The sequence below is a fragment of the Nocardia sp. BSTN01 genome, from assembly GCF_015354405.1.
Taxonomy (GTDB): domain Bacteria; phylum Actinomycetota; class Actinomycetes; order Mycobacteriales; family Mycobacteriaceae; genus Nocardia.
In genome coordinates this window covers 31,121-46,753 of record NZ_JADKYP010000012.1, presented here as the reverse complement: position 1 = coordinate 46,753, position 15,633 = coordinate 31,121, and the positions used below count along the sequence as shown (strand labels likewise).

Below are 15,633 nucleotides of genomic sequence, written 5' to 3'. Positions count from 1 at the left end.
TGCTGGACGTAGTCCGTGGTCGATTTCGTCCTGGCGCAACCATTTCGATAACGTCACCGGATGGTCCGTAACCTGCGCGGTCGACTGGCACCTTCACTTGCACGCAAAGTGGAACTTACGGCGCCTTGGGCAGCGCAATAGCGTCTGTGTCATACATCCTCCCGAAGAGTGAAGGTAGGCAGATGACAGACGAGACAAGCCTCTACTACCGGCTGGGCGGCCTGGACACCGTCAAGTTCCTGGCCCGGATCTTGGTACAGCGGGCCATGCTCAACCCGACGATCGGCCACATCTGGAATCACAAGACCCAGGCCGAGGTGCAGGAGGAGATCGCGGGCTTCGTGGAGTTCCTCGGTGAGCACTGGGGTGGCCCGCACACCTACACCGGACCGGACATGGCCACAGCGCACCGTGGGATGGGCATCACCGAGGAGTACTGGGACGCACTCTTCGACGAGATCGTGACGCCGGCCTACACCGAGTTCGACCTCCCCGCGCGAGAGGCGAAGGAGATCGACGAGTTCCTCCGCTCGTTCAAGTCGGTGGTCGTCGGAAGTCCGACTTTCAAGGACGTTCTGAAGGCCAACCCCGAGATGGACGTCATGGCGGGCATGGAGAGCGTCGGGGTCTACTGGCCGGTCCCCAAAAGCGCTGCCACAGCCGAGTGAGCCCGATGACCGACGTGGCCGGGGCACAGCCCCGTTCGTGCTGACGGACTTGATCCGGGCTCGGTAGGAGCGTTTCTCGTCTGCGGGCCCGGCCGGGTCCGGTAGCCCGCTGCGCTGCGGGCTACCGGACCATTCGTTGTCAGGACCTATTCCTCGACTACCGAGATCGCTCCGATCGGGCAATCATCGGCGGCGTCCATGAGGAGCTCGGCGTCCTCGGCGCTGTGGACCAGGCCGGCTTTCGGCCGCGCGCGGACCCCGACGAACTCGAAGTGGTCGGGCGCGACGGCCAGGCAGATCCCTGACGAGATGCAGGCCTTCGACACCTCGACCCGCCATTGGCGGTTGTCCCGGGCAGATTCGGTTTCAGTCATGTCTCTCCTTCGGATCGCGCAGAGCTTCTGCGAGTACGCGGACCGCTCCGGCCATGTGGGACGGTCTGACGCCGGCGTAGCCCAGCAGCAGTGCGGGGGCCTGCCGGTTCTCCATCGCGTGGGTCGAGAGCGCCCAGGCGTGGATGCCGCGCGCCGCAGCCGCTGCCGACACCGCAACGTCGTCCTGGCCACTCGGGAGCCGGGCCACCAGATGGAGACCGCCGTGCGAGGACAGGACGGTGACTTCCGGGATGAGCCGTGCGAGCTCCGAGACCAGGAGTCCTCGCCGCTCGCCATGGATCTTGCGCAACCGCCGCAGATGGCGGGCGAACCCCCCGCGCGCCATGAACTCGGTCATGGCGACCTGATCTACGGTGCCGCGGTGGACGTCCGTGGTGAGCCGTACCGCGACGAACGCGTTCATCAACTCCGGCGGCAGTACCAGGTAGCCCAGCCGCAGGCCCGGAAACATCGTCCTGCTGAACGTCCCCACATAGATGACACGATGGTTCTCGTCGACGGACTTCAGTGCGGCCAACGGGCGGCCCTCGTAGCGGAACTCGCAGTCCTGATCGTCCTCGACGATCCAGGCTCCGGTTCGCGCCGCCCACTCGAGGAGCGCCAGGCGACGCTCCAGCGACATGGTGACACCCATCGGGAACTGGTGGGACGGGGTCACGAACGCCATCCGCGCCGCCGGCCTGCGCGCCACTCCGGTCGCGACGTCCATCCCGTCGGCGTCCACCGGCACGGGGACGATGTCGGCGCCGGCTGCTACGAGCGCGGCGCGGGCGCCGAGGTCACCCGGGTCCTCCAACCACACGGCGTCGCCGGGGTCCAGCAGGACGCGGGCGGCCAGGTCGACGCCGTGCTGCGAGCCGCTCACGATCATCACCTGATCCGGTGAACAGTCGATCCCCCTGCCGGTGGCCAGATGGGCGGCGATCGCCTCGCGCAGGCGGCGATCGCCCAGCGGATCGTGGTAGCGCATCATCCGGACTGTCGGGTACCGCGCGGCGGTGGCATGGATGTCGGTCCATCCGGCGACGGGGAACTCATCCAATGCCGGTAACCCCACCCGAAAGGCGGTTCCGCCAGCGACCTCGACCGGCAGCTCTGCGATCGGCATCCGCGGCAGGCCGCACAGGAGCCGACCTCTGGCCGACAGCGCGGCAGGAACCGGGTCGGCCGGTGAGGGTTCGGAACGCCGGGAAAGTTCGGCGTGGGTCGGCCCAGGCGTGCGGACGATCCTGCGGGGCTTGGTGACGCGGTCCGGGATGGACCGGGCCACGTAGGTTCCCGATCCCTGCCGCGTTTCGGCGTATCCTTCGGCGATCAGCTGGTCGTAGGCGGCCAGCGCGGTGTTGCGCGATACGCCACGGACCTCGGCCAACTGTCGACTCGACGGGAGCCGGGAGCCCGGTGCCAGCCGGCCGCCGAGAATGGCCGAGCACAGCTGCTCGTACAGCTGGACGTACTCCGGCTTGAGCTGGCTCCGGTCCTGAACCTCAGTAATCTTCGTTGCCTTTCCCAGACAGACCCGACGCTTTCGACTCTCAGGCCGCTGGACCGACGCGTCAATGTCTGTAGACGCAATGACAAGAAAGGCAACCGCAAAGAAACACCAGGACGCAGATCACATGGTTGGCTTGTCTCATGGACGTTGACACGCGTGTCGTCCCGGCCAACGAGCGGTCCGACTACTGGCACGAGAGCGTGTGTGATCAGTTCGTGCAACTGCTCGTCACGCCCGCGAGCCGCAACCTGCAGGGGCGCATCCACGCCCTCGATTTCGCTGACACCCACGTGCGACGCATCGCCGGCACCGAACACCGATTCCAGCGCCGGGAGCTGGATATCCGGCGAGGCGGCGATCCCGAACAGCTCAACATCGTCTTCGTCAACCGCGGGAGCACGGCGGTCGAGCAGGACGGTCGGAGCGTGGCGCTGCAGGCCGGCAGCTTCACCTTCTACGACAGCGGCCGGCCCTTCGACTTCCGCACGCGTGGCGAATTCGACTACACGATCGTGCTGCTGCCGAAGCACCGGCTGGACCTTCCGGAGACGACACTCCGCGACTCGACCATCAGGCCCCGGTCGGCACTCGGCGGTGTCGGCCGTGTGGCTCGACGACTGATCGGTTCCTTCGCGGTGCCCGGCCGCGAGGCGCTGGGGCCGACCCAGGCGGGTGCGATCGAGGACGCGCTGCTGGCGACCGTCCGGCCCCTGATCGCCGTCGACGAGCCGCCTCTCGACGCGTCCATGCTCGTCGTGACGGCGCGCGCCCACATTCAGCAACATCTGGGCGATCCCGACCTGTCTCCCCGGACGGTCGCCGCGGCCTGCGCGATCTCTCCGAGCTACCTGCATCGGCTCTTCGACACAGAACCACTGACCGTCGCCGCGTTCATTCGCGAACAGCGACTGCGCACGGCGCTGGAGCTACTCACTTCCCCGGCGCACCGGCGCGACTCCATCGCCGAGATCGGGGCCGCCTGCGGCATTGTCGATCCTGCGAGCTTCAGCCGGATGTTCCGCAGCCGGTTCGGTGTGTCGCCGCGCGACCTGCGGCGAGGCGCTTCGGTTCAGCACATCTGAACACCGAAACCGGCCGCGGAGGCTGGTTCTGTTTCATCCGAGTCACACAACTTGTCAATGCGTCGACTTCCATTGACATGTCTGTGAACTGAAAAGGAGCATCACCTCCCATCACGGCGCGTCACCGCGTCGCGCATTCACTGCAGGAGGTCCCTCATGCCCCTCTTCCCGCCCGACCTCGAGGCGTTCATTCGCCTCGCCGAAGAGAACGGGCTCGAGCTGGAACCGTCGGACCTCGAGGTCTACCACGGCGCTGCCGCGGCCCTACTCCAGTCCTGGAACGTGGTCGAGGCTCTCTACGCCAGGGTGGCGCCCACCGCTCCCCGCCGCGACTGGGAGCGGCCGGTGTCCGACGCCAACCCGTACAACGCCTGGTATGTCCGGACCGAGATCACCGAGGCGTCCGACGGCCCCCTGAGCGGCCTGCGGGCAGCGATCAAAGACAACATCGCGGTCGCCGGTGTTCCCATGATGAACGGCTCGACCACCGTCGAGGGGTACGTCCCCGACACCGACGCCACCGTGGCGACCCGGCTTCTCGCCGCTGGTGCCACGATCGCCGGCAAGTCGGTGTGTGAGGACCTCTGCTTCTCCGGAGGTTCGCACACCTCGAAGACCGGCCCGGTGCGCAACCCCTGGGACGAGACCCGCTCGGCCGGCGGGTCCTCCAGCGGGAGTGCCGCATTGGTGGCTTCGGGGGTTGTCGACATCGCCGTCGGCGGTGACCAGGGTGGCTCGGTCCGCATCCCCTCGGCCTTCTGTGGAACGGTCGGGCACAAGCCGACCTTCGGCCTGGTGCCCTACACCGGTGCCTTCCCGATCGAGCAGTCGATCGACCACCTCGGCCCGATCACACGCACGGTCGCCCACGCTGCCCTGCTGCTCACGGTGCTGGCGGGTTCCGACGGCCGGGACCCGCGCCAGGCCGGCGCGATCGAGCCTGTCGACTATCTCGCCGCCATCCAGGCCCCCGCTTCGGGCCTGCGAATCGGCGTCGTCACCGAGGGCTTCGGCCTGGCCAACTCCGAGCCGGAGGTGGACAGCACCGTCCGGGCCGCCATCGCCACTCTCGAGGGAGCCGGCCTGGTCGCCGAGGAAGTTTCCATCCCCTGGCACCGCCATGGCGCGGCGATCTGGGACGTCCTCTCCGTGGAGGGTGCTACCAGTCAGATGGTCGACGGCAATGGGTACGGCATGAACTGGAAGGGCTACTACGACCCCGAGTTGATCGCCTTCTACGGCGCCAAGTGGCGCCAGGACCCGAGCGCCTTCTCCGAGACGGTCAAACTGGTCGTCCTCGCCGGCCGGCATGCGCTCGCGACGTCGCACGGGAAGCACTACGCGATGGCCCGGACTCTGGAGTCCGCCCTGCGTCAGGCCTACGACGAGGCGCTGGCCGGCTACGACGTCCTGGTGATGCCGACGGTGCCGATCCGCGCCAGCGTACTGCCGGAGCCCGGCGCCCCGGTCGAGGAGATTCTGAGCCGCGCCCTGGAAATGCTCGCCAACACATGCCCTTTCGACGTGACCGGACACCCTGCGTGCTCGGTTCCGGCCGGCCTCTCCGACAACCTGCCCGTCGGACTCATGATCGTCGGCAAGTTGTTCGACGACGCCACGGTGCTGCGCGTCGCGCAGGCACTCGAAACCGCAGTGGGGGGCTTCCCCCTGCCGACCTCAGTGAGGAGCAACGCATGAACGGAGTGTTCGATCTCGGCGGGACCGACGGGCTCGGTCCGATCGATCCCCCGGCCGAGGAGCCGACCTTCCGCGCCGAGTGGGAAAAGCCGATCTTCACCATGTTCGCGGCGCTCTTCCGCGCCGGCTGGTTCGGCGTGGACCAGTTCCGGCATGGCATCGAGCTCATGGACCCTGCGGTCTACCTGAAGGCTCCCTACTACGAGCACTGGCTGGCCACCTTCGAGCACCACGGCAAGCGCACCGGCAACCTCGACCTGGACGAACTCGACCGGCGCACTGCCCACTACCTGGCCAATCCCGAGGCGCCGTTGCCCGAGCACGAGCAGAGCCAGGAGCTGCTCGACTTCGTCGACGCCGTCGTCCCAGCGGGTGCACCCGCAGCTCGACCGACCGACAAGGAGCCCCGCTTCAAGGTCGGCGACACCGTCCGGATGAGCACCGATGTCCCGTTCGGTCACACCCGGATCGCCGGCTACACGCGCGGCAAGATCGGCACCGTCATCGCCCACCACGGCTCGTTCATCTACCCCGACACCGCCGGCAACGGCCTGGGGGAAAACCCGGAGCACGTCTACACGATCAAATTCACCGCCACGGAGTTGTGGGGTGCTCAAGGCGACGCCAACGGCACCGTCTGCTTCGACGCCTGGGATCCCTACCTCACCCTCATCGCCACCATCGAAGGAGCAGCAGCATGAGCAACCTCGTTCCCAGTCAGGAGGAAATCGCCGCGCGCGTCAAGGCGCTCGAGTCGATGCTCATCGAGCAGGGGGTCATCACCACCTCGATGGTCGACCGCATGGTCGAGATCTACGAGACCGAGGTCGGTCCCCAGCTCGGCGCCAAGGTTGTCGCCAAGGCGTGGGCAGACCCCGAGTTCAAGGCCCGCCTCATCAAGGACGCCACCGAGGCCTGCAAGGAGCTCGGCATCAGCGGCTTGCAGGGTGAGGACATGGTCGTCCTCGAAGACACCGACGACGTCCACCACGCCATCGTGTGCACGCTCTGTTCCTGCTATCCGTGGCCCGTCCTCGGCCTGCCGCCGAACTGGTACAAGGAGCCGGCCTACCGGGCCCGCATCGTTCGCGAGCCGCGCAAGGTCCTGGCCGAGGAGTTCGACTATCGGGTGCCCGATTCCACCGAGATCCAGATCTGGGACTCGAGCTCCGAGATGCGCTATTGGGTTCTGCCCCAACGTCCTTCCGGGACCGAGGGCTGGACCGAGGAGCAGCTCGCCGAACTGGTCACCCGCGACTCGATGATCGGTGTCGGCCCGGTCAAGACCCCGGTGGTGTCGTGATGAACTCGCAATTGGACGGCCTGCCCACCGAGGATCGGCGCCGTGTTGTCGAGCAACTGCTCTGCGGTCTGCCCGGCGGACGCCCTGGGGAACTGTCGTTCGAGGAGCCGTGGGAGATCCGTGCCTTCGCCCTCGCTGTGGCGGTCCATGACGCCGGGCAGTACCAGTGGCCTGCCTTCCAAAGTGCCCTGATCGGTTCGATCAGGGCCTGGGAGCAGACGCACCCGATCAAGGACGCCTCGTGGTCCTACTACGAGCACTGGGTCGCCGCCCTGGAAACCGTCCTCGCCGATTCCGGCGCCGTCGAAAGTGACATGCTCGAATCGCGGACGGCCGAGGTGCTGGCCACACCGGCCAACCGCAACCACCACGAGGCTCACCTCGAACCCATCGCCGTCGATCCCGCGGTGGCCTGATGATCGGCGACGCCGACCGCGAGCCGCCCTGCCGGGAGGTCAGGACATCGATCCGTGACCTCCCGGCAGGGAGCGCCGAGGCGGTCGACGACCCCCCGAAACTGATGCTTCGTACGACAGGACCCATCTCCGTCGACTTCGCGACCAAGCGGTACTCGACATGGACCCGCCACGACTGGCGCCAGGTCGGCGTGCTCCTCGCAGGTATCGCGGCACTGCATCTCGTGGCCTTCGGCGGCCTGATGTTCGCCGTGCCCGCGACCGGCCATGTCGCAGTGGGTACCTCCACGTTCGGCGTCGGCCTGGGTATCACGGCCTATGTTTTCGGCGTTCGCCACGCCTTCGACGTCGACCACATCGCAGCGATCGACAACACCACCCGCAAGTTGCGCGCCGAGGGCCGAAAACCCAAGAGCGTGGGTCTGTGGTTTGCGCTCGGCCACTCGACCACCGTCGTGATCCTCGCCGGACTGGTGGCCCTCGGGGTCCACTCGCTGGGGACGCTGGTCGACGATCGGTCGACCGTCCAAAACGGACTGGGGCTGGTGAGCACGCTGAGCTCGGGCGGTTTCCTCTACCTGATCGGCCTGCTCAACCTCGCTTCGCTCATCGCCATCTGGCGAACGATGCGACGAATGCGAGCCGGCGACATCGACGAGGCCGAGCTCGACGCTCACCTCGTCGGTCGTGGCCTCATCGCCCGCATCCTGCGCCGCACCACGGCGGCCATCGCCCGTCCCCGACAGATGTTCACCGTGGGTCTCCTGTTCGGTCTCGGGTTCGACACTGCGACCGAGGTGGCCCTTCTCGTCATGGCCGGCACCGGGGTTGCCGCAGGCGTTCCCTGGTACGTCGTGATCCTCCTGCCCCTGCTCTTCGCGGCCGGCATGACGCTTTTCGACTCGCTCGACGGCATCTTGATGGGCCTCGCCTACGACTGGGCATTTCTCAACCCACAGCGCAAGGTCTTCTACAACCTGACCGTGACTGGACTCTCCGTCGCCGTCGCCCTGGTCATCGGAAGCGTCCAACTGGCAGCCCTCCTGCACGACGACCTTCAGTGGGACATCCCGATCGTCGATACCCTGAGCAATGTCCCGCTCGGCCATGTCGGCTTTGTCGTCGTCGGCATTTTCGCCGTTATGTGGCTCCTCGCGCTCGCCTACTGGCGGCTGAGCGATGCCAGGCGGCGACAGGCCGGCACTGAGCCCGCGTCCCCGAAATGACCGACCGGCCCCTGCCACCGGTCCCTGCCGTCACCGCAATTCGCTTCGACGATGTGGACGATCTCATACGCAACGTCCTCCTCGACGGGACGGTCGTTGACCGATCACTGGTGGTCGTACCTACCAGGGATGTCGTCGAAAAGCCGCGCTCATGGATCAGCGCCGGAGTGCCCGACGAGCGCTCAGTCGGTGGAGACAGTGAATTTCTCCGTGCCCAGCACCTTCAGCATGGCGAGTTTCTCGTGGTCCTCGGTACCCGGAGTAGCGGTGAAAATGAGCAGTGACTGTCCCTGGTCCGGTTCGAGCAGAAGCTGGCAGTAGAGATCCAGCCGCCCGAGCTCAGGGTGGACGAATCGTTTGGTATCGCTCCAGCCGAGGCCCACCTCGTGAAGCTCCCACAACCGGGTGAACTCTTCGTTGGTGCCGCGCAGACAGTCGACAAGATCCGCAGCCGGCGAGCCGGGCCCGTCCCGAGTGATCGCCGCGCGGAGCTGCGCCACGTTGATGTGGCTGTTCTTGTCGTGATCGCCGGGGTGGTAGCGCTCGCGCGCGGCCGGATCGGTGAACCAGCGGAACGATGCGCTGCGAGCGTGGCCGGTGTACTGCGTCTGTTCGCCGAGCAAGGCCACTGCGGACGCGGTCTGCAGCAACGTTTCCCCCAACGGGCCCATGACCTGCGCCGGGGTGTCGAGAAGGCCGTCCATCACGCGCATCAGTCCGGGGCTGACGTGCTGCACCCGCAGGCCCCGGCGGGATGCGCGGTATCCCGCGAGCAGGAACACATGATCACGTTCGTCCGGGGTGAGCCGCAGACCACGCGCGATCGCGGCGAGCACGCTCTCCGATGGTTGCGGTCCGTCCCCACGTTCCAACCGGGCGAAGTAGTCGGCGGACATGGTGCACAGCTGCGCGACCTCTTCGCGCCGCAGCCCCTGAGCGCGCCTGCGCGGCCCTCGCCGCAACCCGACGTCTTCAGGTTGCAGAGACGCTCGTCGGGTTCGGAGGAAGGCTCCGAGAGATAAGCTGTCGAACCTACGATCCATAGTCTCCATTCTCATTTCTCCGGCGCTACTCGGCCACGACCTGTCAGTCAGTGGTTGCGCATGTCCTTCCCCTGCCGGGGCGCAGCGCGCCTACTGATCACAGCGATCACCGATCGCGTTCGACGAGCACATTCGCACAGCGAGCAACGGAGCGAAGACATGACCACATGGACAGGAAACCAACTTCCCGACATGAAGGGACGGACGGTGGTGATCACCGGCGCCGGCCGGGGGCTGGGCCTGATCACGGCGCGAGAACTCGCCGGTGCCGGAGCACACGTCGTGCTGGGTGTACGTGACGTGCACAAGGGGCGGCGCGCCGTCGCCGACATACCCGGTACCTTCGACGTCCGGCCACTCGACGTGGCGGACCTCGGCTCGCTGCGAGCCTTCGCCGATGCTTGGTCGGGCGACCTCGACATCCTGATCAACAACGCGGGTGTGATGGACATCCCCGCTGCGCGTACCGCCGACGGCCTCGATCAGCAGACCACCACCAACTACACCGGCCCCTTCGCGCTGACCAACATGCTGCTCGAGCACATCACCGATCGTGTGGTGCACGTCACCAGCCAGCTGCACCGGCTGGGAAAGATCGACCTGGCCGATCTGGACTGGCGCACACGCACGTACAACGGTATGGCCGCCTACCAGGCATCGAAGCTCGCTGTCGTGTTGTTCTCGCTGGAACTGCAGCGCCGGCTGGCCGCTGAAGGCAGCCCTGTCCGGTCGGTGCTCGCCAGTCCGGGGATCGCCCGTACCAGCCTGGCCGCGCACTCCCCGGCGAACATCATCAACCGTCTCACCTTCCTGACCAATTCCCCCGAGCGTGGCGCGCTGTCGGTCCTGTACGCCGCGACCCAGGACGTTCCCGGAAATTCTTATGTCGGGCCGGACGGGCCGGGGGGTGTGCGTGGCTTTCCCGCGGTCGGCCGACAAGGCAAGGCCGGTCTGGACGAGGAGATGGCCGCACAGCTGTGGAACGCGACCTCGGAACTCCTCGGGATACAAGCACGATGAGCTGCCTGGAGGCCGCCGACCGCGCCGAGATCTTCGTACCGCACGACTAGCCACACCCCCTCGGAGATTCTCCCTACTTCAGCTCACCCCGGCCGGTTTCGGCGGCGCAGATTGGTGCTCTGGCGCGGGCATGCAGACGATACCTTCGGTGCGACAACGTATCTCAGGTGCGCGGCGCTGAGGTGCGGCGTGAGTGAGACTCCGACTGATCAGGGTTGGAAAAGAAGATCGATAACATGTCGGATCGGCGCCCAAGCTCGGTCATGCCACCGGCGGCCTATGACGTAGACCACCTACCGTTGCAGCATCCGGGAATTGAGATTAACTTACTTCTAGTCCAATGGATTTGGACTGGGAGGATTTGCAGCATCAACGGGGAAATCAAGCTTACTTGGTGACCCGAGCCTCCGCTTCGGCCGCTCATGTCGGCCTGAAGGGATGGCCTTCTTCCCGGGGGGTGCAGCGCCGCATTCGCGCTTTCGGCTTCCAGTTCGGTTGCCGCCGGGGATATTTCACGACCCACACCAGCTTCTCGTGCATGGCGGGCGTGCCTGCCGTGTGAACGGAGGAAGATGATTGATTCGACGCGTCCGGAGACGGTGAGCTCGCCATTTTCCCGCCGGACACTCTTGAAGGCCGCCGGGGTCGCCGCGGCCGGGACGACCCTCGCCGGCGCCGGTGGGTTCACCGCCGCCGCAGCACCGGGATCGAGCGACCGCCGGGTGGCGGTGCTCGGCGGTGGTGTTGCCGGTTTGACCGCAGCGCACGAACTGGCCGAGCGTGGCTTCGCGGTGACGGTGTACGAGCGAAAAGCCTTCGGCGGCAAGGCGAAGAGCATGTACCGGCCGGGCACGGGCACCGGTGGGCGCCGGGATCTGCCGGGCGAGCACGGCCACCGCGGATATTTCGGGTTCTACCGCCATCTGCCCGATACACTCGGCCGTATTCCATTCCCGGGCAACGCAAACGGAGTTTTGGGAAATCTGGTGACCCTCGCGGACGTCAGCCTCGCCCGCACCGATCTCCCAGACTGGGTGCTGACCGATCCGGTACACACCCCGGATCAGATCAACCTCGAGAGTATCGGGCAGATGCTGCTCGGCACGCTCGCGCACGGGGTGGCCATCCCACCGTGGGAGGCCGCCTACGTCGTCGATCGAATACTGATCTATCTGTCGAGTTGTCACGAGCGCCGATACGGTCAGTGGGAACATGTGTCCTGGTGGGATTACATCGGCGCCCCCGCGAGAAGTGTTGACTATCAACGCGTTTTCGGCGGTTCGGCCCAGATCATCCAGGCGCTGAAGGCGCAGGTCGCCAGCGCCCGGACGGCGGGACAAGGCATCGAATCGATTCTGTACTCCGGCTATCTCCAGCTGCCGGGTAGCTCTGGGCCGCTCAACCGGGTGATGGGTGCGCCGACGAACGAGGCCTGGATCGATCCTTGGGTTCGCCACCTCGAGTCGCTCGGGGTCGAATTCCGCCTTCCCGCTGAGGTTGTCGGACTGGATCTCGACGGCGATCGAATCGGCGGTGCCCGAGTACGCGGCCCACAGGGGACGGAGTCCGTGACCGCCGACTGGTTCGTGCTGGCGGTGCCGCTGGAGCGGGCGGTGCCGCTACTCACTGTGCCCCGAATCGCCGAGCGGGACCCGCAATTCGAGAAGCTGAAGCAGTTGCAGACGTCGTGGTCCAACGGGATTCAGTTCTATCTCAACACTCAGCCGCAGATGCTTCGTGGCCACGTCGCCCATATCGACTCGCCATGGAAGCTGGTCTCGCTGCCGCAGGGACAGATCTGGCGCGAAAACTTCAGCCGGACCTGGGGTTCGGGGAGAGAACAGGAATGCCTGTCAGTCGTCGTCTCGGACTGGGTGCAGGAACCCGGGGTGCTGTACGGCAAACCAGCAAGCCGATGCACCCCGCAGGAGGTGGCCAACGAGGTCTGGGAGCAGATGAAGCGGCACACCAATAAATGGGGTGCGCAGGTACTGACCGACAACATGATCGAGTCGTACTTCATCGATCCCGCGGCGCAGAATCTGGGATCGGATCAGCCGTACAACGACGAACGTTACTTCTTGAACACCGTGGGTTCGTGGGAACTGCGCCCGACCGCGCACACCGCGATTCCGAATCTGTTTCTGGCGGCCGACTATGTCCAGACCCCCAAGAACATCGACTTCACCTCGATGGAGGCCGCCAACGAGGCGGGGCGGCACGCGGTGAACGCATTGCTGGACACCGCGGGTTCGCGGGAATCGCACGCGGCGCTGTTCGACGGATACAACCCGCCGGAACTCGCCTCGCTGAAAGCTGTCGATCGCGGCCGGTATCTGGCCGGCCAGCCACACATCATGGACGTGGGATGAGAAATATCGGAGATGCGCTGAGACCACACCCGGTTCGCATGGCGCTCGGGTTGCTCGGCCTGTCGGTCGTGGCCGCGTCCGCGTCGTTCGGCCCGGCGGCGGCCGATGCGCCGCTGCCGAGCTGTCACGATGCCCTCGCGAGCAGCCTGCGGGCTCAGTACGGGCAGGCCGTTGACCCAGGAATCTCGGTCAACGGTGTCGCCGGGTCCAACCGGCCGGACCCGGCCGCCGACATCCAATGCCGCGTAGGCGATCACAACGTAGTGCTCGGCGGTCCCGATCACCACATCGTCGACGATACGGCGGGTGATCCACGGGTCGGTCAGCCGGCCGACCCGGCACGGCCGACCTGCCATGGCCGCCCCGCCACCATCACCGGGACGGGCTACATCCAGGGCCCGCCGGGCGACAACGTCATCGTGGGCACCGGGCCGGTGAATTGGATCAACGGCGGTGAGGGCAACGACATCATTTGTGGCGGAAGTAGTTTCAACGTCCTGATCGGTGGCCCCGGCAACAATATCGTCGATGGCGGCGCAGGCGCGAACGTCATCATCGGCAACAACTTCTCGATCGCCGGCAACGTCGACGGCCGCTGCGGTGACAACATCCTGCAGGGTGGCACCGGTCTGATGAACATCATCGCCGGTAACAACGCCGCGGAGTTCGGTCACGCCGAGTGCGCGGGCGGCCACGGCGGGAGCAATTTCCTGAGCGGCGGGCAGGACAGTTTCAACATCCTGCACGGTGGTAGCGCGGCGTTCGTCGGCAGCGCCGCGGGTTCGGGTGGCGACAACGTGCTGGTCGACCCTGGAAACAACGGTGACATCTTCGTCGGCCACAACGGCTCGATCTTCGGCCACGCCGAGGGAGACAGTGGCGACAACATCGAAATCGATTCCGGGGGAACGGCTTTCTCGATGGCCGGGGGCAATACCAGCTTCTACGGAGCCAGTGGCCGGGGTGGCAACAACATCCTCGTGGGCCCGCCCGGCGGCACCGGATTCATGGCTGGGGATAATCAGTCCGCGATCGGTCCCACCATCAGCGGCGACGGCGGCAACAACCTCATGGTGCTGGGTGACGGCCCGAACGGGATCGGCGCTCCGGTCCAGGGCCACAACATCATTGCCGCTCTGGACGTCACCATCGACGGCATAGCGACCAGCCTGCTCGGTCTGCCGCAGATCGACCGGATGCCGATCCCGCTGTCCACCTTCACCGGCAACTTTCCGGGCTTCTTCGGGTACAAGCAAGGTGGCGGCGACGATCGGATAGTCGGCGGGCTTGGCAACGACACCATCGACACCGGTCCCGGCGACAACTATGTCGACGGCGGGCCGGGCGGAGTCGATCGCTGCGCGGTCGGCCCAGGCAACAACACTGTCCGCAACTGCGACATTGTCGTCAACCATCAATAGTCGCAAGGTATTTCGGTCCCGGGGTGAGGACACCTCACCCCGGGTGCCCGGCCTCGCGGATCTCGCCGGTGAACATGCCGTGGAATCCGGGCATGAAATGATGCGGCAGCGTTGCGACCGCGACAGGTTCGGCTTCCATGTCGCGGGCATCGAGTATCACCACGGCCGTGCGATGGCGGGTGCCGTCGTAGTTGACGACCAGCAGCCAGCCGTCGTCCTCGGCCGTGGTTGTCTCCCGCGGGACGAAGACCGGCTCGCCGGGAAAATCGCGCTCAGCGAACTCGTGTAACCACGTCCGGCCGCTGTGGTTGTCGAGTTTGATGATTCCGGCACGGCTGCCGTCGCCGTGCACCAGGTAGGAGTATCGGTAGTCCTGGGTGGTGCGCCGCCAGTCGTGCATAGGGAATTCCGCGAGCAGATCGGTCCGGTCCTCGACGATCAACGTGTCCGACGGCGTGATTCGCACTCGGCTGGGGATGCCGCCGGTGAGTTTCTCGTACTCGCGGAATCCGCACAGCATGGCCGACAATTCGTTCCAATCGTCGTAGCGCACCAGATCGATGATCACCTCACCGCCGATTTCATAGGCGTTGTTGACGTGAGCCTTCGCGATAGTGTCTGCCACGAACATGCGCGGTTTGCCGCCGTCACGGGGAACGAGCAGCACCAGCGTGCCGAGCTCCGATTCATGGACGGTGGCCGCGTTCGCGTCGAGCAGGCCCAGTCCGAACTGAATCGGGTGTTTGACGTGCAACGGATCGATGAGGAATACGAAATGGTTCTCGGTCAGCCCGAAGTCGTGGTTGATGAAGATCCGCGGCAGCGGCACCGTCCGAATCGTGGACAGGCGCCCGCTGCGATCGATCCGGTAGCAGCGCAGTGCGGCAAGGGCGCCCGGCCGTGGAACCCGCGGAATCGTCAGCCCGAAATTGAACATCTCGCCCGTGCGCGGGTCCAATTTCGGATGCGGGGAGAAGGTGCTCCACAACGGCAACCGGCCGCGAAAGTTCTCCCGGCCCAAGGTCGCTAGGCTGCCGGGGTCGATACGCCACGGTCGGCCGTCGTCGGTCAGTGCCAGCAGTTTTTCGGCGTGATAGATCGCGTGCGTGTTGGCTCGGTCTTTCGGGATTCGGGCGGCGTTGCGTAACACTCCGCCGGGGGCGTTGGTGCCCATCCCCCGGATCCGCATCCCTCGTCCTCGTTCCTCGGCACGATATTTCGGGGTCCGCACGTACCGGTTCCGATAGTGCAGTTCGCCCTTGTCGAAGACGAATTTGGCGATCATGCCGTCGCCGTCGAACAGATGCTGGGCGTAGAAACCGCCCGCTTCCCAGCGCACCGGTCCGTTGCGGTACAGCGTGCCGGACAACTCGGGTGGAATGACGCCCGCGACGTCGTTGACCACGACGTCGTCGAACTCGCCCACGGCCGGTTCCTGCGCTGAATGCTTGATCACATCGGTCATTACGATCACCTCTCGATCGCGCAACGTGG

Annotated in this window: 14 protein-coding genes; 10 read left to right on the top strand and 4 right to left on the bottom strand. The window is 66.0% G+C overall.

Annotation, left to right across the window (positions count from 1 at the left end; translation table 11 throughout):
- The first annotated feature begins 182 nt into the window (after positions 1-182).
- On the top strand, positions 183-668 hold the full coding sequence (locus IRT45_RS12985) for a group 1 truncated hemoglobin (RefSeq protein WP_194806095.1): 486 nt from the start codon (positions 183-185) through the stop codon (positions 666-668).
- A gap of 146 nt (positions 669-814) precedes the next feature.
- Here the strand turns inward: IRT45_RS12985 and IRT45_RS12980 are convergent, their stop codons facing one another.
- On the bottom strand, positions 815-1,042 hold the full coding sequence (locus IRT45_RS12980) for a ferredoxin (protein WP_194806094.1): 228 nt from the start codon (positions 1,040-1,042) through the stop codon (positions 815-817).
- Complete coding sequence (locus IRT45_RS12975) at positions 1,035-2,510, bottom strand: PLP-dependent aminotransferase family protein (protein ID WP_228534278.1); 1,476 nt, start codon at positions 2,508-2,510, stop codon at positions 1,035-1,037. The genes IRT45_RS12980 and IRT45_RS12975 overlap by 8 nt, the downstream gene beginning before the upstream one ends.
- A 188-nt stretch (positions 2,511-2,698) precedes the next feature.
- Here IRT45_RS12975 and IRT45_RS12970 point away from each other — a divergent pair, with 188 nt between their 5' ends.
- The 6 genes from IRT45_RS12970 to IRT45_RS12945 all read left to right on the top strand — a co-directional run bounded on the left by IRT45_RS12970 (position 2,699) and on the right by IRT45_RS12945 (position 8,283).
- On the top strand, positions 2,699-3,640 hold the full coding sequence (locus IRT45_RS12970) for a helix-turn-helix domain-containing protein (protein ID WP_194806093.1): 942 nt from the start codon (positions 2,699-2,701) through the stop codon (positions 3,638-3,640).
- Positions 3,641-3,796: 156 nt separating this feature from the next.
- Entirely contained in the window at positions 3,797-5,338 is a 1,542-nt protein-coding gene (locus IRT45_RS12965) for an amidase (protein ID WP_194806092.1), read from the top strand.
- On the top strand, positions 5,335-6,039 hold the full coding sequence (nthB, locus tag IRT45_RS12960) for a nitrile hydratase subunit beta (RefSeq protein WP_194806091.1): 705 nt from the start codon (positions 5,335-5,337) through the stop codon (positions 6,037-6,039). The genes IRT45_RS12965 and nthB overlap by 4 nt, the downstream gene beginning before the upstream one ends.
- Entirely contained in the window at positions 6,036-6,641 is a 606-nt protein-coding gene (gene nthA, locus IRT45_RS12955) for a nitrile hydratase subunit alpha (protein WP_194806090.1), read from the top strand. The genes nthB and nthA overlap by 4 nt, the downstream gene beginning before the upstream one ends.
- Entirely contained in the window at positions 6,641-7,057 is a 417-nt protein-coding gene (locus IRT45_RS12950; RefSeq protein ID WP_194806089.1) for a nitrile hydratase accessory protein, read from the top strand. The genes nthA and IRT45_RS12950 overlap by 1 nt, the downstream gene beginning before the upstream one ends.
- Positions 7,058-7,161: 104 nt before the next feature.
- A complete protein-coding gene (locus IRT45_RS12945; RefSeq protein WP_194806167.1) occupies positions 7,162-8,283 on the top strand; it encodes a HoxN/HupN/NixA family nickel/cobalt transporter in 1,122 nt (373 codons plus the stop codon).
- Positions 8,284-8,465: 182 nt separating this feature from the next.
- Here IRT45_RS12945 and IRT45_RS12940 read toward each other — a convergent pair whose 3' ends face one another.
- Positions 8,466-9,326, bottom strand: a complete 861-nt coding sequence (locus IRT45_RS12940; RefSeq protein ID WP_194806088.1) for a helix-turn-helix transcriptional regulator — start codon at positions 9,324-9,326, stop codon at positions 8,466-8,468.
- Between the two features lie 159 nt (positions 9,327-9,485).
- Here IRT45_RS12940 and IRT45_RS12935 point away from each other — a divergent pair, with 159 nt between their 5' ends.
- The 3 genes from IRT45_RS12935 (at position 9,486) to IRT45_RS12925 (ending at position 14,139) form a co-directional block, all read left to right on the top strand.
- A complete protein-coding gene (locus IRT45_RS12935) occupies positions 9,486-10,346 on the top strand; it encodes an SDR family NAD(P)-dependent oxidoreductase (protein ID WP_194806087.1) in 861 nt (286 codons plus the stop codon).
- A gap of 572 nt (positions 10,347-10,918) precedes the next feature.
- Complete coding sequence (locus tag IRT45_RS12930; protein ID WP_194806086.1) at positions 10,919-12,718, top strand: FAD-dependent oxidoreductase; 1,800 nt, start codon at positions 10,919-10,921, stop codon at positions 12,716-12,718.
- The gene (locus IRT45_RS12925; protein ID WP_194806085.1) at positions 12,715-14,139 is read left to right on the top strand and encodes a hypothetical protein; all 1,425 of its coding nucleotides are present in this window, start codon (positions 12,715-12,717) and stop codon (positions 14,137-14,139) included. The genes IRT45_RS12930 and IRT45_RS12925 overlap by 4 nt, the downstream gene beginning before the upstream one ends.
- A 34-nt stretch (positions 14,140-14,173) precedes the next feature.
- Here the strand turns inward: IRT45_RS12925 and IRT45_RS12920 are convergent, their stop codons facing one another.
- Positions 14,174-15,604 (bottom strand): carotenoid oxygenase family protein, encoded by a 1,431-nt coding sequence (locus tag IRT45_RS12920; protein WP_194806084.1) that lies wholly within the window; start codon positions 15,602-15,604, stop codon positions 14,174-14,176.
- Positions 15,605-15,633: the final 29 nt, after the last annotated feature.